Here is a 17,198-nt window from a genome sequence, read left to right on the forward strand (position 1 = left end):
GCTTCCTGGAATCGGCCTCCCGGCCGGATCCGCAACGGATCCACGAGAACGCGACGCAAGCGTTATCCCGTTGAATTCAGCCGTTCTGGCGCACGATGTCGTAAGCCGTCATCGCGGCGGCCAGGTGGCGGGCGTCCGCGGGGCGCGTCGCGTCGTACCCCGTGATCAGCTGGATGCGGCCCAGGCGGTACGTCAGCGTGTTGCGGTGGATGTTCAACGCCGTCGCCGCTTCGCCGCGGTTGTAGTCCGACGTCACGAACGCGCGCAGGGCGTCGATCAGGTGCGGGTGGTCCTCGAGCGGAGCCAGGACGAGAGCGAGCGCTTCCCGCGCCGGGCTCGGCTGCGAAAGCTGGTACTCGATGGCCAGGTCGGCCAGCCGGTAGAGCCGGGGCGGCCGGCGCAGGTTCTCCGCCAGGGCAAGGATTTCCACGGCTTCGGAGTGCGCGGCGGGAATGTCGGCGAGAGCCGGCGCCCGAGCCGCCGCGGCGGTGCACGGACGGCCGCAGACGCGGTCCACCCGGGCCGCCACCGAGGCGGCCGACGACACCGGTGACGCCACCGGCACCAGCAGCACGCCGCCGTCACCCTTGACCGTCACCAGCACGTCCGGTTGACCGTCCAACTCGGACCGGACGGCGCGGAAGAGGTCCGTCGCCGCACGGGATCCCCCGGACGCCGGCAGCGCGGGCAGGTGGAACACCACGACGTCGTAGCTTTCCGCCAGCTCGCGGCGGCGCACCGGCCGGCCGGCGAGCAAGCTGGCGGCGAGGTGCTGCCGGTCCTCCCGGTGCTCCCAGTCCAGCTCGTCGCGCTCGCGCAGGTACGCCTCCGCGACGCGCGGCATCACCTCACCGAGGAAGTCGAGCATCCGGGCGCCCAGCGCGAGGCGGTCACCGTCCACCATCTCCCAGGCGACGCTCGCGGCCAGCGGGTAGATCTTCAGCACGGCGTCCAGCGGCAGGCCGTCGCGGGCGCGTTCGGCCCCCCAGGCGATCGGCAGGGCCAGTTCGCCGGACGTCGGCCGACGGTCCTCGGCGACCGTGGTGAGGAACAGCTCGAACACCGCCGCCGCGTTGGCGACCAGATCGCCCTCCAGCACGCTCGCCGGCAGCAGCCGGTACGCGGGGATCTCGGCGGCGCACCGAGCCATCATCGCGGCCGCGATCTCACCCGATCGAGGGAACAGCTCAGCCACCGGATCCATGCCACATTGTCACCATGCACAAACGCCGTCGGCAAGTTTCTGCTCGTCCTGCCAGCAGACAGCGTTGATCAACGGGCGCATGCTGTGCATAGCAACCAGACGAGAGGACTTCGCCATGGTGCGGGGAACGAAACGATGGCTGGCCGGGCTCGGGATCGCGAGCCTGCTCGCCCTGGGCGTGGCGGCGCCGGCCCAGGCCGCGACGGCCGGCGGCAACAACGACTTCGGCTGCCGCCCGAGCGCGGCCCACCCGAACCCGGTCGTGCTGCTCCACGGCACCTTCGCCACCTACTACGAGGACCTCAACTTCCTCCAGGCCGACCTGGCCGCCCGCGGCTACTGCACGTTCTCCCTGACCTACGGCGCCTACCCGCAGTTCCCGTTCGTCGGCGGGCTCACGCCGGTCGCGGAGTCGTCGCTGGAGATCAAGAACTTCGTCGAAAAGGTCCGCGCGGCCACCGGCGCGGCCAAGGTGGACGTCGTCGGCCACTCCGAAGGCGGCCTGCAGGCGATCTACCTGGCCAAGATGCAGGGCATCCAGAGCGAGATCGGCCAGGTCGTCGCGATCGCCCCGCCGACGCACGGCGCCAACGCGTCCGGGCTCCTGACGCTGGCCTACACGCTGCTCGGCAAGTCCACCTGGGACACCATCGTCAAGACGATCGGCCTGCCGATCTTCGCCGACGAGCTGGACGGCGGCGCCGCGATCGTCGCGCTCAACACCGGCCCGGTCGCCCAGCCCGGCATCGGCTACACGATCATCACCTCACGCTACGACGAGCTGGTGACCCCGACCGAGACGTCGTTCATCCGCGAGCCCGGGGTGAAGAACCAGTACGTCCAGGACTTCTGCCCGTTCGACCCGGTCGGCCACATCGGCGAGGCCTACGACCTGAACGTGTGGCACCTGGTCCGCACCGCCCTGGACCCGGCGCACGCCACCCCGATCAGGGTCTGCGCGGTGGGCTCCCCCGGCTGACCTGCTGACCTGCTGCCCAAAGCCGTGAATGTCGCATTGAGGGACTTCAAGTCCCTCAATGCGACATTCACGGCCTTCCGGCTACCTCAGGCCAGGCCGATCGCGAACACGTGCAGGTCCGGGTCCGCAGGCAGGGTCACCGAGGCGATCCGCTTCCCGGCCGGGGCGTCGAACGGCGCCGTCGCGTACACCGACGCCCCGCCGCCCGGGCCGCCCGGCTGGTTGCGGTGGTCGGTGCGGGCCACCAGCGTGTTGCCGAACACCGGGTCCGTGCCGCCGCCCGGGAACACCCAGTCGCCGAACGACAGGTCCGCCTGGGCGGTGGTGCCGTCGGTGAAGGTGACCGTCGCGGAGCCGCGGTGGTCGCCGTTCGAGGCGGTGCCCACGAACGACAGCCGGGTCCCGGACACCTGCACGGTCTGCCCGGCCGCGACGACGTTGTCCGGCCGTCCCGCCGGCGCGGCGGGCCAGGTGAACGTCGTGCCGGCCGCCGAAGCCGTCTTGCCGCCGACCAAGCCCGCCGTGGCCAGGGCCTGCCGGGAGAGGCTGTTCCCGGCGCCGTCGATGTCGGCCGAACCGGTGTCGCCGTCGTCGGAGATGCCGACGTTCGAATACGCCGCCGCGAGTCCGCCCTTCGGCGCGACCAGCACGATCACCGAACCGGGCACCGAATTCCCGCCGCCGCGGACCGTCACCGGGACCCGGTAGTAGCCCTCGGGTGTCCCGGCCGCCACCGACACCGTCAGCTTCGCGGTGCCGCTGCCCGTCCGGTCGTCGAGCCGGAGCTGCCGAGGACCGGTGACCGTGATCCCCGCCGGGGCCTGCGTGGCCACGTCCAGAACGCGGTCGTGCCCGCCGAGCCGCTGCCCGCTCACCGTGGCCTCGCCGCTGGTGCCGGGTTCGACGACGACCTGGTTGGTCGCCGACGCCAGGAACGGTCGCTCACTGTCCCGGTAGGACGGCGGGGCCGAGTTCGCCGCCCAGCGCTTGTCCGGAGTGGACACCAGCGAGAAGTCCAGCCGCCCGCCGTCGCGCGCGGTGTTCGCGGGCAGGTACGTGCGGTCCCAGTCACGGCCGTTGAGCGCCAGGTCGTGGACGTACGTCGCCGGCGCCTGGGGCGCGTGGACGTCGATGGCCCGCCCGTTCGGCAGCGAGAGCACGGCACGCTCGAACAGCGGGCTGCCCACGACCAGGTCCGGCGTCCCCGGCGTCCCCGGGTAGATGCCGAGCGCGGCCCAGACGTACCACGACGACTGCGCGCCGAGGTCGTCGTTGCCCGGCTCGCCGTCCGGGGTCGCGCTGAACAGCGTCGTCGCGATCTCGCGGACCACCTGCTGCGTCTTCCACGGCTGCCCGACGTGGTTGTACAGGAACGGGACGCCGAAGTCGGGCTCGTTGCCGGCCCACATGTACGGCTCGTTCGGGCCGGCGTTCAGCTTCTGGAAGAAGGTGTCCAGCCGCTGTGACACCGCCGCGGGCCCGCCCATCGCCGTCACCAGGCCGGCCGGGTCCTGCGGCACCAGCCAGGTGTACTGCGCGGCGTTGCCCTCGTCGAAGCCGTCCTGGCCGAACTTGCCGGGCGGCGGCGGCACGTACGCCGGGCCGTCCGGGAAGCGGCCGTCCTGCGCGCGCGGCTGGAGGTACCCCGTCGAGGGGTTGAAGATGTTCTGCCAGTTCTGGCCGCGCTGGGTGAACTCGCGCGCGACGTCGCGGTCGCCGATGCCCTGGGCGAACTGAGCGATGGCGAAGTCGTCGATGGCCCATTCGAGGGTGATCGACGCGCCGACGCGGGCGTGGTCACCGCGCGAAGCGTCGTTGTTCGGCAGGTACCCGCGCGCGACGTAGTCCGCGATGCCGCGCCGTTCCTGGTACGCGCCAGGCGTGTCGTCGACCGAGGTCGCGCCCTTGACGAGGTACTTCAGCGCGGTCTTGACGTCGAAGTCGCGGGCGCCGAACGCGTACAGGTTCGAGATCAGCGCGACCGAGCTGTCCCCGGTCATCTGGCCGGTGTAGTCGTTCGCCATCGGCCAGCGCGGCCACCAGCCACCCTGCACGGCGTCGTTCGTCAGCGACTGCGCCATGTCGCTGGCTTCCTTCGGGAAGAGCATGGCGTGCAGCGGCGCGAGCGAGCGGTAGGTGTCCCAGTCGGAGAAGTTCGCGTACTGGTGCCGCCCCTTCGGCAAGGTGCGGACCTGGTCGTCGAAGCCGATGTAGCGCCCGTCGGCGTCGTCGAACGTGTTCGGGTGCATCAGCGAGTGGTACAGCGCGGTGTAGAACGTCTTGAGCTGCGCGGTGTCGCGCCCCGCGACGCGGATCTTGCCCAGCGCCTGCGTCCACCGGTCCCGGGTGGACTTCCGGACGGCGGCGAAGTCGAAGCCCGGCACCTCCGCCGCCATGTTGGCCTTCGCGCCGTCGACGCCCACGTAGGACATCGACACCTTGGCGTGCACGGTCTCCGAACCGAACGTCAGGTACGCACCCGCCTTGGGCGAGTCGACGCTGTCGGTCCCGGGTTTGACGCCGGCGCCGTCCCAGGTGCCGTGCGCGGTGAACGGCTGGTCGAACGCGATGGCGTAGTAGACGGTGTAGTGGTTCCCCTTGCCGCAGAAGTTCCCGGTGGTCGCCGAACCGCTGACCTCGCGGTCACCGGTGATCTTCAGGGTGGCGGCGGAGTTCCCGGCAAGGCTCGCGCCGCCCTTGACCAGCACCTGCGGCGTCGACCCGGCCGGGTAGGTGAACGTCGCCAGCCCGGTGCGGGTCGTGGCGGTCAGCTCGGCCCGGACCTTCGAGTCGGCGAGCGTCACGGCGTAGTAGCCCGGTTCGGCCTTCTCGTCGTCGTGGGTGAAGTGCTCGACGCGGTCCCAGGGCGCGCTGCCGACGTCGCCGGTGACCGGCAGGATCGGCACGTCGCCGAACGCGTTGCAGCCGACGGAGGCGTGGTCGAGGCTGAAACCTCGGATCTGGTCGGAGTGGTACTGGTAGCCGGCGTACGCGCCCTGCGTGTCCGGGGAGAACTGCATCATCCCGAACGGTGCCGCCGGCCCGGGGAAGTTGTTGATCTCGCCGACCGAACTGCCGCCGCGGCCGGTCCCGATCAGCGGGTCGACGTACGCCGACGGATCACTGACCAGCGGAGACCCGGGTGACATCGTTGTCGGAGCCGCCGAAGCGACGGCGGGTGCCGCGAGCACCGCCGTCGTCACGAGAGCCGCCATGAATCCGAACCGCACCGGGTGCCTCCCGATCGACGCCGACCATTTCATCCGACCTTTGCCTGTGGACGGGCTCGGGGTCAACACTTTGACAAAGACCTGGCTCGTGCCCCTCAAGGTATGAAGATCCGGTCAGGATCGGGTGGCGACCGTGTCAGTGCGCCTAACCTCGACGCCGTGTGCGCACGTGTACTGGTCGCCGAGGACGACGAGAAGCAGGCCGAGGTCCTCCGGCTCTACCTCGAAAGCGAGGGTCACACCGTCGTGCTGGCCCCGGACGGCCGGGCGGCGCTCGACGAGGCCCGCCGCGAGTGCCCCGACCTGCTGGTCCTCGACGTGATGATGCCCAAGGTCGACGGCCTCGACGTCTGCCGGATCCTGCGCGGCGAGTCCGACGTCGCGGTGCTGATGCTCACCGCCCGCGCCACCGAGGACGACCTGCTGCTCGGCCTCGACCTCGGCGCCGACGACTACCTCACCAAGCCGTACAGCCCGCGCGAGCTGATGGCCCGCGTCCGGACGCTGCTGCGCCGGACAGCGACGCGCAGCGAACCGCCCGACACGGCGTTGCGCGCCGGCGCGCTGCGGCTCGACCCGGTGCGGCACGAGGTGGCGATCGACGGCCGCCCGGTGGAGACGACGCCGGGTGAGTTCCAGCTGCTCGAGACGCTCATCCGGCAGCCGGGCCGGGTGTTCACCCGCCGGCAGCTGCTGGAGCTCACCCGCGGCGACGACCGGTTCGTCAGCACCCGGATCATCGACGTCCACGTGCTCAACCTGCGCAAGAAGCTCGAGCCGGACCCGCAGAGACCCGTCTACCTGCGCACCGTGTTCGGCGTGGGCTACAAGCTGACGGCGGACGATGACGCGTAGCTTCCCCCTCAGGCGCAGTCTCGTCGTCCGGCTGACCGCCGTCTCCCTGCTGATCGCGCTGGGCTCGATCGCCGCGACCGCGTGGCTCGCCGTGCAGACCACCACCCGCGCGATCCAGCAGGAGCAGGGCCAGGCCCTCTCCGGCGACGCGACCATCTACACCGAGGTGCTCGGCTTCGCGGCGGCCAACCACACCTGGGACCAGGTCGGGCCGAAGCTCAAGACGCTGTCGGACCAGACCGGCCGCCGGATCGTGCTGACCACCCTCGACCGCCGCGTCCTCGGCGACTCCGGCGGCGCGCCGGTCACCCTGCCGGTGAAGGCGACCGCGTCGGTCGACCCGCTGCACGTCGACCCGGTGCTGCTGCCCCAGGCGGGCACCAGCGGCATCGACCCGCGCGCGGTGGGCCCGTTCCGGCTGCCGCAGAAGGAACGCGACGACGTCGAAGGCCTGGCCAGGAAGGCCGCCGCCTGCCTCGACCGGATGGGCATCGCCGGCGAGGTGCGGGAGTCGGCGAGCGGGCGGGCGCAGCTCACCGGGACGGACCCGCTCAGCGTCCGCTACTTCGCGGCCAAGTGCGGGATCTACGAACTGGCCGTGCCGACCCCGACCGAGCAAGCCGCGCTCGACAGCCTCAACGAGGCCGTGAACCGCTGCCTGCAGAGCCAGGGCGCGGACGCGGTGAAACTGGACCTCGACCTCCAGGTGTTCGGGAGCCCCGCCCAGGGGCCGAGCCGCGGTTGCCTCGACTCGGCCCGCCGCGAGCAGCTCACGCCGTTCGTCGCGCCGCCCGCGCTGCTCTTCACGCTCGGCCCGGGCGGCTCGCAGCTGCCGACGTTCGCGCTGTCGCGGGAGAACCTGGCGCGGATCCTCGCGGTGACCGGGGGCGTGCTGGTGCTGGCGGCCGCGATCACGGTGCTCGTCGCGCGCCGGCTGTCCCGGCCGCTGCGCGCGCTGACCGAGGCGGCGCAGCAGGACCGGCCGGCGCCGGTGAAGTCCCGCGACGAGGTCGGCTACCTCGCCGCCGCCTTCAACGACCTCACCGCCCGCCGCGAGCGCATCGAGGAGCAGCGCAAGGCGATGGTCAGCGACATCGCCCACGAGCTGCGCAACCCGCTCAACGTCATCCGCGGCCGGCTGGAGGCCGCCGAGGACGGCCACCTGCCGTTCGACCACGCCCTGTCGGCGTCGCTGCTCGAGGAAACCGTGCTGCTGCAGCACATCGTCGAGGACCTGCAGGACCTCGCCGCGGCCGACGCCGGCCGGCTGCGGCTGCACCCGGAGTTCGTCGACGCGGCCGAGCTGGCCGGCCACGTCGCCGCCGCGCACGCCGACCGGGCCGCCGCGGCCGGTGTCACGCTCGGCGTTTCGGCCCACGGCGAGACGGGGTTCGAGGCCGACCCGGTGCGCCTGCGCCAGATCGTCGGCAACCTGGTGACCAACGCGGTCCGGCACACGCCGGCCGGGGGCCGCGTGACGATCCACGTGTCGTCCACTGTGGACGAGGTGGTGATCGCCGTCGCGGACACCGGCACCGGCATCGCCGCCGGGGACCTGCCGCACGTGTTCGACCGGTTCTGGCGGGCCGAGAAGTCCCGCAGCCGCCAGACCGGCGGCAGCGGGCTCGGCCTCGCCATCGTGCGGCACCTGGTCGAGGCGCACGGCGGCACCGTGACCGTCGAGTCCGAAGTGGACATGGGCTCGACGTTCACCGTCCGGCTACCGAAGCCGGATCTCCGTGGTGAGGGTGCCGGGGTGCGGGACGCGCAGGACGTGCAGCCGCCGGGCGCCGTCGCGGAGGAAGGTGACGGCGGTGGCGGTGACGGTCGCGCCCAGGGACGTGCCCCAGCCGATCGTGATCGTCGTGCGGCCGCGGCGGATCGTCAGCCCTGACGCCGTCGCGCTCGCGTCGGCACCGTAGGCGACCGGCGTGCCGTCGGCGAACCGCACGTCGTCGCCCGGGTGCAGGACCAGCGGGATCTGCTCGGTGAGCGGGGTCGTGCCGCGGACCGCGCGGGTGACGGTGTCGCGCGTGATCGTCAAGTCCGTCCGGATCCGGGTGTCCAGGCCGTACCGGACGACGACCGGTGCGGAGCCGGGCACCTTCCGGGTGCCGTCCCACGCGCGGTCGCCGATGGCGTACGTCGCGTCCAGCAGGCCGCGGGCGTCCGGGGTGCCGTTCGGGAGCAGGCTGGCCCAGCACTGCGTGTCGTCCTGCTGCGAGTGGACGACCATGCCGGCCCGCGGGTGCCACAGCATGCCCTGCGCGCCGCGGACGTAGCTCGACGGCCGGGTGCCCCAGAACCCGGCGAGGTAGAGCTGCGGCCGCCGCACGTAGACGTACGTCTGGTTCAGCCCGGCGTCCCGGCGCTGGACGGCAAAGTCGGTCGAGCGCAGGTACGGCAGCTGCCGGATCGACGCCTGCTTCTCGCCGTGCGACGGGAAAGCCTCGCCGTAGGAGACGTGGGCGAGGATGCGCGGCGAGGTGTCCTGCTTGGCCGGCCCGATCGCCGGGCCCGGCGTCTTCGCCCACTGTCTCCGGGTCTCGGCGCGGTCCTCGCGGGTGGTGAAGAACGCGGCCAGGTCCGGGACCTCCGGCACGAACAGCGAGCCGAGGTTGGTCCGGTCGGGATCCGGGATGACGTCGTCGTAGCACGAGACGTGCGTGCGGCTCGACGTCGCCACGTAGGTCAGCGAGCCGGAGCCGTCCGGCTCGCGGACGACGTTGTAGCCGAACCAGTCCGCGAACCTCCGGGCCATCCCCACGACCGTCCGGTTGCGGGTCAGCGCGTAGATCTCGGCGAGCTCCGGGAGCATCACCTCGAAGTTGTAGTTGACGTCCATCCCGGTCGGCTCGTAGAAGAACCCGGCCGGGCTCTGGCCGTTCACCGCGAGGAACTCGATGCGGTCGTGCAGCTCCCGGGCCAGCTCGGCGTCCGGATTCAGCTTCAGCGCCAGCTGGGATGACGCCAGCCCGGACGTGTTCTGGTTGGCGTACTCGACCGGGTGCGCCCAGATCGGATTGGCCGGGTCGAGGAACCACGTCATGCCCTGGTGCAGCGCGGCTTCCAGCTCCCTGCGCCGGGCAGGCAGCGCGTTGACCTGGCGCAGGTCGGCCAGGGTCTTCGCGAGGTAGCCGAGGCCGAACCCGGTGGCGGCCTTGGACTTCTCGGTGATCGAGTACTCCGGGAACGAGCCGTCGGCGTGCTGCAGGTTCAGGTAGTGCGCGATCGCCGCGTCGAGCCGGTTCCGCAGGGCGGGGTCCAGGTGGTACGGGTTCCACGGCCGCCGGTTCGCGTAGCACCAGCTCAGGGTGTAGACGTGCTCCTGGACGCGGGCGTTGTACGGCTCGCTCGGCGTGCGCCACCAGCCGCCACCGAAGAAGCCCAGCGTGGTGGGATCGGTGCTGACATCGTTGACAATGCCCGGCAAAATGGCGAGGTAGGGCGCGAAGCGCTGCTCCAAGGGCGAGAAGAGCCGCCGGTCCGGGGCGCCGGGCGGCAGCGGGGCGAGCGGCGGGAACGGTCCCGCCGGCGGCGGCACGGCGGCCGAGGCCGTCCCGGTCCCGGCGATTCCCAGCAACGCGGCGGCGGTGGCTCCGCCGAGGAAGGTTCTGCGATCGATCACGACTGCCTCCCAGCAGTTCGGCAGCACTAGCCTTTGAGGCCGCTCTGGGCGAGCCCTTCGACGAACTGGCGCTGCGCGATGATGAACACGACCAGGACCGGCACGACCGTGGTGGTCGCGGCGGCGAGCTGGACGTTCCAGAGGTGCCCGCCGTAGACGTCGACGTACTGCGTCAGCGCCACCGGCAGCGTGAACATGCTCTTGTCGGTCAGGTACACGAGGGGTTCCAGGAAGAAGTTCCACGTGTTGAGGAACGTGAAGATGGCGACCGCGGCCAACGCCGGTTTGGCGATCGGCAGGGCGACGCGGCGGTAGAGCCCGAACCGCGAGAGCCCGTCGAGCCGGCCGGCTTCTTCGAGTTCGCCCGGGATCGTGATGAAGAACTGCCGCATCACGAACGTCGCCAGCACGCTCGGCGCGCCGAAGATCGGGACGACGATCAGCGGCCAGTGCGTGTTGGTCAGCCCGAGGTCGTCGACCAGCCGGAACAGCGGTATGATCGTGACCTCGCTCGGCACCATCAGCCCGACGAGGATCAGCCCGAACACCTTCTCGCCGCGGAACCGGATGCGGGCGAACGCGTAGCCGGCCAGCGAAGAGAAGAACATCGTGCCGAGCGTGACGAGCACCGCGATGTAGAGGCTGTTGAAGTACTGCTGCGCCAACGGGAAGTCCGTGAACGCGACTCTGTAGTTCTCCCACTGCGGGGACGCCGGGAACAGCTTCGGCGGGTACGCGAGCACCTCGTTGGCCGGCAGCAGCGACGCCGTGATCATCCACCAGGTGGGGAACACGAACGGCACGGCCAGCACGACCATCACGGCGTAGCAGGCGATCTTGGCCCTACGACTCATGGAACACCCACCGCTTCCGCATCCGCCACTGCAGCAGCGTGAGCACGAGGATGACGAGGAACAGCACTACGGCCAGCGCGGAGCCGTAGCCGAGGTCGTGGTTGGCGAAGGCCTGCTGGTAGAAGTAGAACACCAGCACGTTGGTGCTGTCCGCGGGCCCGCCGAGGGTCAGCACCTGGATCTGCGCGAACACCTGCAGCGCGCCGGCCACCGTGATGATCGCCGTCAGCAGCGTCGTCGGACTGATCATCGGGAGGATCACCGAGCGGAACCGGCGCCACGGTCCCGCACCGTCCAATTGCGACGCCTCCATGATGGACGCCGGAATGCCTTGGAGGGCCGCGAGGAACAGCACCATGTTGAGCCCGACGTTCTTCAGCACCTGCACCACGATCACCGACAGCATCGCCGTGCCGTTGCCGCGCAGCCAGTTCGGCCCGTCGACGCCGATCGTCTGCAGGAGCGCGTTGATCCCGCCGTTGTCCTGCAGGAGGAAGTTCCACACGATCGTCCACGCGACGAGCGTGACGACCACCGGCGAGAAGAAGACCGTCCGGAACACCGTGGTCCCGCGCAGCTTCAGGTTGAGCAGCAACGCCAGCGAAAGCGCGAGCGCCAGGTTCAGCACGACCAGGCCGACGCAGAAGATCGCCGTGGCACGGGCGACCTTCGGCGCGGTCGGGTCGTCGAAGAGCTTCGCGTAGTTGTCCGCGCCCGCGAACGCCGACGTCCCGGCCAGCAGGTTGACGTCCTGGAAGCTGTACCAGACGACGGCGGCGAGCGGCGCAACCACGAAGGCGAGGAAGCCGAGCGCCTGCGGGGTGATGAAGATCCACCCCGCCAGCGCGTCCCGCCGCGACTGCATCCAATAAGGACTTCGCGGCCGGGCGGGGACGCTCACGGCGGGCCGCTCCGACGTCACGGTCACTGGCTCAGCGCGGGGTCGATGGCCTGGCAGACACCGGCCAGCGCGGCGGGCACGTTCGCGTCCGGCTTCCACATCGGGTCCAAAGCGGACTGGACGAGCGACGCGATCCGCGCGCTCCCGGTGTGCGACGGCAGCACCGCGCCGGTCTTGATCCCGTTCACCACGACGTTCTGCAGCTGGTCCTGGCTGAACAGCGGGTTCGCCTTGGCGAGGGTGGCCGCGTTGAGCAGGCTGTCGCGGGCCGGCGGGAAGTACTGCCCGAGCTTCGCCGAGTTGGCCGGGTTGGTGAAGAACGCGAGGAAGTCCGCGGCGGCCTTGGCATGCTTGCCCTTCACCGGCACGCCGATCCCGGCCTGCCCGATGACCTGTGCGTTCGCCTTCGGCCCGGCGGGCAGCGGGACGATGCCCCACTCGAACGGCTTGGCCTTCAGCAGCCCGGCGCGGCTGATCTGCGCGATGGTCAGGCCGCTTTCCCCGGCGAAGAAGTCCGCCGTCGTGCCCGGGCCGGGCAGCGCCTTGTCGGTGAAGATCGCCTGGTGCAGGAACGTCATCGCGGACGTCATCTCCGGGGTCGAGAACCCGCAGGTCTTGCCGTCCGGGCCCCACGCGTCGGCACCGAAGCCGCGCCACACCGAAGCCAGCAGCACCCACTGCTTGTACTCGAACTCCCGGATGACCAGGCCGGCCTTGCCGGTGTCGCGCGCGGCGACCTGGGTGGCGATCCGCCGGGCGGCGTCCCAGGTCCACCGTCCACTCGCGAGCAGCTGGTCCGGGGTCTCGGTGATCCCTGCCTGGGTGAGGAGGTTCTTGTTGTAGAACATGCCGAACGGCGACGTCGAGAACGGGTAGGCGTACAGGCCGCTGTCCTTGGTCCACAGCTTCGTCGCGGACGGGACCAGCTCGCCGGCGTTGTAGCCGGCGGCCGCGTCCAATGTGGGCTTCAGGTTGGCCAGCGCACCGGACTGCACGAAGTCGGGGGCGTCGCGTTCGAGGATCCACGCCAGGTCGGGCGGGTTGCCGCCGGAGAGCTGGGTGGTGAGCGCGGCCGAGTAGGCGCTGGTGTCCCCCGGGACGACGTCGAACTTGACCGACGCGACCTCCGGGTGGGCCTGGCGGTACTCGGCGGCGATGGAGTCGAAGAGGGCGAGCTGGTTCTTGTCGGTCGTCCAGACCGTCATGCGCAGGGCGATGTTCTTGTCGTCGCCGGCGCCGCCCGAGCACGCCGTCGAAGCCAGTGCGACGGCGGACAGGGCCGCGGCGAGCAGCCGGATTCTCCGGTAGGCCACGATGCCTCCTGGTTATTCGAATTAGCAGCGACCGTAAGTGCCGCCGCCGGTGCTGTCAACAGGCCGTTCGGCCTCAGCGGGAGTCTGTTGTGGAGGGTTTCGCCGTGGTGGCGCCCTCGTGAATCGTGCACGGCAGGAGCAGCTGCCGGGGCTCGGGGTTCTTCAGCAGCCCGACGAGCACGCGCACGGCGTGCCCGCCCATTTCGTGACGCGGGATGCGGAACATCGACCAGTCCGTCGCGGTGCTCGGGACGGCATGCACCTGGGGCTGCTGCGACGGGTCGGCGTCGCCCAGCACCACGATCGACAGATCTTCGGGCACCTTCAGGCCGAGGTCGTGCGCGCACGCGAGGATGCCGTCGGCCATCGCCGAGCTCTCGACGAGCAACGCCGTGACGCCCTCGTCGAGCACCTGCCGCAGCGCGATGGCCGGGTCCTCTTCGAGGAACACCAGCGGCGGCCGACGTCTCCTGCGCGCCGCCGCTTCGTACCCGCTGCGGCGGTCGAGCGTCGGCTCGTTCTCCTCGGTCACGCTGAGCAGGCCGATCCGCCGGTGCCCGAGGTCCCACAGCCGCTCGTGGACCTCACGGGTGGCCGCGACGTAGTCCGCGCCGACGTAGCTGATCGGCCCGGTCGGCGACTCGCGGCGCCCGACGAACACGAACGGGAACTGTTCCTCGACGAGCTGCGCGAGCTCCTGCGGGTCGTTGTGGCGGCCGAGCAGGATCGAGCCGTCGGCGATGCGCAGCCGGTTCGTGCCCGCCTCGTAGATGCGGCGGCGCCCGTCGCGGCGGCCACCGCTGGTGAACAGCAGCAGGTCGAAGCCCTGGGCCTCGGCCTCCTCCTCGATGCCGAGCAGGAACGGCCGGTAGAAGTCGGCCACCCCGGACGGGAACACCGACTCGTAGGTGAAGACGCCGAGGATCTGGTTGGTCCCGCCGCGCAGCCGGCGCCCCATGATGTCCACGGTGTAGCCGGTTTCGCGGAGCACCTGCTGCACGCGGTCGCGGGTCTCGGGGGTGATGCGCAGGCTGTCGGAGCCGTTGAGCACCATCGAGACGACGGCCTGCGAGACGCCGGCCAGGCGCGCCACCTGGGCCTGCGTGACCCGGCCCGAACCCGCCGTCATCCGTGACTCCCTCCAGCGTGACTGCGTCGAACCTTACCGGCGGCACTTCAGTACCCCCGCACTTCCGGCCACCGGCGTTCCACCCCGGCGGCGTCCAGCACGCGGGCGAAGTCCTCGAAGAGGCGCGGGTCGGTCTTGACGTCGTGAGGTTCGACGTCCTCGGTGAGGGCGAACGCGGCGAGCAGCCCGGCGACCTCGCCGATGTTCCACTCCACCGGGTGCAGCCGGAAGCAGCCGTTGGTGATGTGCGTGGTGCCGATGTTCTTGCCGGCGGGCAGGAGGTTCTTCGTGCGGACGGGCAGCAGCGCGCCGAGCGGGATCTCGTAGGGCACGCTGGCGACGTCGATGTAGTTGTCCCCGCCGGTCGACGGGTGCAGGTCGATCCGGTAGCTCCCGACCCCGACGGCGTCCTCGCGGCGGACGCGGCCGTCGACGCCGAGGATCTCGGCCGAGACGTCGTGCTCGGTGACGGTCGTGACGGCCTTGATGCGCCGCGCTTCGCGGACGTAGGCGGACTTCGCGAGGCCGTCCTTCGTGTCGGTGACGTCGGGGCGGAGCTTGAGGCCGGGGAAGCCGGTGCCGCCGTCCGCGCGGGGCGCTTCGGTCTGCAGCCAGTACAGGACGGACAGGCTCAGCTGCTTGGCTTCGTGGTGCGCCTCGGCGACGTCTGCTTCGGTCGTGTGGCCCGGGATCGTCAGCGCGGGCTTGAGCCAGTAGTCGTTGAGCGGCCAGTTGACGAGCGTGATGTCGGAGTCGAAGGCACCGTCGGTGTGCAGGTTGCGGGCCAGGATGCGGCGGAACGCCCACAGTTCCTTGTCCCCGGCGTCGGCGCTCTGGTCCGCGCTCACGGCGAGCGGGTCGCCCGGCGGGTTCGGGACGAAGGTGCGCTTGACGGGCTCGAGCGTCCGCGGGTCGGGCGCGACGAAGCCGAGCAGCGGGCCGGGCCAGAAGTCCGGCTGGTAGTCGCGCCAGAAGCCGTACATCTCCGGCCTGTCGATGACGTGGTTTTCGCCTTGGTGGTGGGAAACCGCGAAGCAGTAGGTGATGCCTTGCAGGTTGGCCGGGTCGGCCTGCTCGGGCGCGTTCGGTTCGCCGTGCTCACTGCGGGCTTCGGCGCCGGTGACGTGCTCGGTGCCGGTGAGCGGCAGGAGGTCGCCGTTCTCGGTGGCGTCGAGGACGTACTGGGCTTTGACGGTGACGCGGTCTTCGCCTTCGAGGACCACGGCGTCGACGCGGTCGCCGGTGGTGTGCGCCGCGACCGGGCGGTGGTGGCGCAGGACGTGGATCCGCCCGGCGCTGACGTGCGGCGCGAGCATGGCCTCGAGGACGGCCAGGGCGACGCGGGGTTCGTGGCAGAGCTTGCTGACCCTCCCCGCGCCCGGGTTCAGCTCCGGGCGCTTCGCGGCTTCGGCGCGCAGCGGGTAGTGGCGGCGGTAGTGGTCGCGGATGCCCGCACGCAGGTCGCGGTAGGTGCGGGTGGAGCCGAACCGCTCGATCCAGGGGTTCTCGTCCGGCGGCACGGCCTGGGTGGTGAGCTGGCCGCCGACCCAGCCGGTCTCCTCGGTGAGCACGACCCGCCGGCCGCAGGACGCCGCGGCCAGCGCGGCGGCGACCCCGCCGAGTCCCCCGCCGACCACCAGAATCTCCGTGTCCAGTTCCCTCATGAAGCCTTCCCCGCCGCTGATAATTCGAATTACTACGCGGGTATGGTGCGTCGGCGAACGTCCACACGTCAAGAGTCAGAACCAGACAGACCGCGTGATCAGCCGGGCATCACACGTGACTGAGCAGGCATCGAGCGTGATTGGAGGGGCATCAGCGCGATGCCCCTCCAATCACGAGTGATGCCCCTCCAGACACAGGTGATGCCCGGCTGATCACGCGAGATGCCCCTCCCGTCACGGGTTACAGGGGGAGGCCGGCGTAGTTGTCGGCCAGCTCGGTGGCCGCGGACACCGAGCTCACCGTGCGGCGGAGTTGCGAGAGCTGGAGCTGGGCGTCGAAGTCGTCGCCGTGGCGGTGCAGCATCGACGTCATCCACCACGAAAAGTGCGTGCACCGCCAGACTCGCCGCAACGCCGTCTCCGAGTACGCCGCCGCAAGCGTGTCGTCGCCGCGGAACGACGCCGTCAACGCGCGTGCCAGCAGCGCGACGTCCGCCACGGCCAGGTTCAGCCCCTTCGCCCCCGTCGGCGGCACGATGTGCGCGGCGTCCCCGGCCAGGTACAGGTTCCCGTGCCGCATCGGCGTCGACACGAAACTCCGCATCGGCAGCACGCTCTTCTCCGTGATCTTGCCCGTCTGCAGCGTCCAGCCGGGGAACGCGAGCCGCGTGGACAGCGCCGTCCAGATCCGGTCGTCGCTCCACTCGGCGATGTCCTCGTCCGGCGCGACCTGCAGGTAGAACCGGCTCACCCGCGGCGAGCGCATGCTGTGCATCGCGAAGCCGTCCGGGTGCCAGGCGTAGATCAGCTCGTCGGCCGACGGCGCGACGTCGGCCAGCACGCCCAGCCACGCGAACGGGTACGCCCGCTCCCACACCTGAGCGTCCGGAATGGACAGCCGGCTCGGCCCGTGGAATCCGTCGCAGCCGACGACCACGTCCGCGTCGATCCGCCGCGCCGCGCCGTCCGCGTCGACGAAGGTCACGTACGGCGAGCCCGTCACGTCGTGCAGGGCGACGTCCGAAGCCGAGTAAAACGCCGGACGGCCCGCCTTCTCCCTCGCCACCATGAGGTCCTTGGTGACCTCGGTCTGCCCGTAGATCGTCACCGACCGGCCGACGAGGTCGACGAAGTCCAGGTGGTGCCGCTCGCCGGGCCACTGCAGGTGGATGCCGCGGTGCTCCATGCCTTCGGCGTCGAGCCGGTCGCCGAGGCCCACCGAGCGCAGCAGCTCGACCGTGCCTCCCTCGAGCATGCCCGCGCGGATGCGCGCCTGGACGTACTCGGGGGTCTGCCGTTCGAGCAGCACCGAGTCGACGCCTTCGAGGCCGAGCAGGTGGGACAGCAGCAGCCCGGCCGGGCCGGCGCCGACGATGACGACCTGGGTGCGCACGGCAACGTCCTTTCACGCGGAGACGTCGAGCATGGAACGCCCGCCGCG

The 17,198-nt window shown here is 70.9% G+C and carries 11 protein-coding genes; 3 read left to right on the forward strand and 8 right to left on the reverse strand.

The window, feature by feature from the left end; all coding sequences use genetic code 11:
• Positions 1-76: 76 nt before the first annotated feature.
• Positions 77-1,195, reverse strand: a complete 1,119-nt coding sequence (locus ACZ4TR_RS20760; RefSeq protein ID WP_465288558.1) for a PucR family transcriptional regulator — start codon at positions 1,193-1,195, stop codon at positions 77-79.
• A gap of 124 nt (positions 1,196-1,319) precedes the next feature.
• Here ACZ4TR_RS20760 and ACZ4TR_RS20765 point away from each other — a divergent pair, with 124 nt between their 5' ends.
• Entirely contained in the window at positions 1,320-2,183 is an 864-nt protein-coding gene (locus ACZ4TR_RS20765) for an esterase/lipase family protein (RefSeq protein WP_465288559.1), read from the forward strand.
• A gap of 86 nt (positions 2,184-2,269) precedes the next feature.
• Here ACZ4TR_RS20765 and ACZ4TR_RS20770 read toward each other — a convergent pair whose 3' ends face one another.
• Positions 2,270-5,413 carry a GH92 family glycosyl hydrolase gene (locus tag ACZ4TR_RS20770; protein WP_465288560.1) on the reverse strand — a complete coding sequence of 1,048 codons (3,144 nt, stop codon included), beginning with the start codon at positions 5,411-5,413 and terminating at the stop codon, positions 2,270-2,272.
• Positions 5,414-5,572: 159 nt separating this feature from the next.
• Here ACZ4TR_RS20770 and ACZ4TR_RS20775 point away from each other — a divergent pair, with 159 nt between their 5' ends.
• Both ACZ4TR_RS20775 and ACZ4TR_RS20780 read left to right on the forward strand, forming a co-directional pair.
• Positions 5,573-6,268: a response regulator transcription factor gene (locus tag ACZ4TR_RS20775; protein ID WP_364519078.1), complete on the forward strand. Its 696-nt coding sequence runs from the start codon at positions 5,573-5,575 to the stop codon at positions 6,266-6,268.
• Positions 6,258-8,162 carry a sensor histidine kinase gene (locus ACZ4TR_RS20780; protein WP_465288561.1) on the forward strand — a complete coding sequence of 635 codons (1,905 nt, stop codon included), beginning with the start codon at positions 6,258-6,260 and terminating at the stop codon, positions 8,160-8,162. The genes ACZ4TR_RS20775 and ACZ4TR_RS20780 overlap by 11 nt, the downstream gene beginning before the upstream one ends.
• 1,760 nt (positions 8,163-9,922) lie before the next feature.
• Here ACZ4TR_RS20780 and ACZ4TR_RS20785 read toward each other — a convergent pair.
• The 6 genes from ACZ4TR_RS20785 to ACZ4TR_RS20810 all read right to left on the reverse strand — a co-directional run bounded on the left by ACZ4TR_RS20785 (position 9,923) and on the right by ACZ4TR_RS20810 (position 17,150).
• Positions 9,923-10,750 carry a carbohydrate ABC transporter permease gene (locus ACZ4TR_RS20785; RefSeq protein WP_465288562.1) on the reverse strand — a complete coding sequence of 276 codons (828 nt, stop codon included), beginning with the start codon at positions 10,748-10,750 and terminating at the stop codon, positions 9,923-9,925.
• Positions 10,740-11,615 (reverse strand): carbohydrate ABC transporter permease, encoded by an 876-nt coding sequence (locus tag ACZ4TR_RS20790; RefSeq protein WP_465288563.1) that lies wholly within the window; start codon positions 11,613-11,615, stop codon positions 10,740-10,742. Before ACZ4TR_RS20790 ends, ACZ4TR_RS20785 begins: the two co-directional genes overlap by 11 nt.
• Positions 11,616-11,674: 59 nt before the next feature.
• Positions 11,675-12,964: an ABC transporter substrate-binding protein gene (locus ACZ4TR_RS20795; protein ID WP_465288564.1), complete on the reverse strand. Its 1,290-nt coding sequence runs from the start codon at positions 12,962-12,964 to the stop codon at positions 11,675-11,677.
• A 73-nt stretch (positions 12,965-13,037) separates the two neighbouring features.
• Positions 13,038-14,093 carry a LacI family DNA-binding transcriptional regulator gene (locus ACZ4TR_RS20800; RefSeq protein WP_465288565.1) on the reverse strand — a complete coding sequence of 352 codons (1,056 nt, stop codon included), beginning with the start codon at positions 14,091-14,093 and terminating at the stop codon, positions 13,038-13,040.
• Between the two features lie 47 nt (positions 14,094-14,140).
• On the reverse strand, positions 14,141-15,757 hold the full coding sequence (locus ACZ4TR_RS20805; RefSeq protein WP_465288566.1) for an FAD-dependent oxidoreductase: 1,617 nt from the start codon (positions 15,755-15,757) through the stop codon (positions 14,141-14,143).
• A 241-nt stretch (positions 15,758-15,998) separates the two neighbouring features.
• The gene (locus ACZ4TR_RS20810) at positions 15,999-17,150 is read right to left on the reverse strand and encodes a 4-hydroxybenzoate 3-monooxygenase (protein WP_465288567.1); all 1,152 of its coding nucleotides are present in this window, start codon (positions 17,148-17,150) and stop codon (positions 15,999-16,001) included.
• Between the last annotated feature and the right edge of the window lie 48 nt (positions 17,151-17,198).

Source organism: Amycolatopsis sp. NPDC028719 (assembly GCF_055565395.1).

Bases quoted from the DNA above. Each gene is read 5' to 3' on its own strand.
- ACZ4TR_RS20780 (WP_465288561.1), top strand. From the start codon at position 6,258: ATGACGCGTAGCTTCCCCCTCAGGCGCAGTCTCGTCGTCCGGCTGACC.
- ACZ4TR_RS20805 (WP_465288566.1), bottom strand. From the start codon at position 15,757: ATGAGGGAACTGGACACGGAGATTCTGGTGGTCGGCGGGGGACTCGGC.
- ACZ4TR_RS20785 (WP_465288562.1), bottom strand. From the start codon at position 10,750: ATGAGTCGTAGGGCCAAGATCGCCTGCTACGCCGTGATGGTCGTGCTG.
- ACZ4TR_RS20800 (WP_465288565.1), bottom strand. From the start codon at position 14,093: ATGACGGCGGGTTCGGGCCGGGTCACGCAGGCCCAGGTGGCGCGCCTG.
- ACZ4TR_RS20790 (WP_465288563.1), bottom strand. From the start codon at position 11,615: ATGCAGTCGCGGCGGGACGCGCTGGCGGGGTGGATCTTCATCACCCCG.
- ACZ4TR_RS20765 (WP_465288559.1), top strand. From the start codon at position 1,320: ATGGTGCGGGGAACGAAACGATGGCTGGCCGGGCTCGGGATCGCGAGC.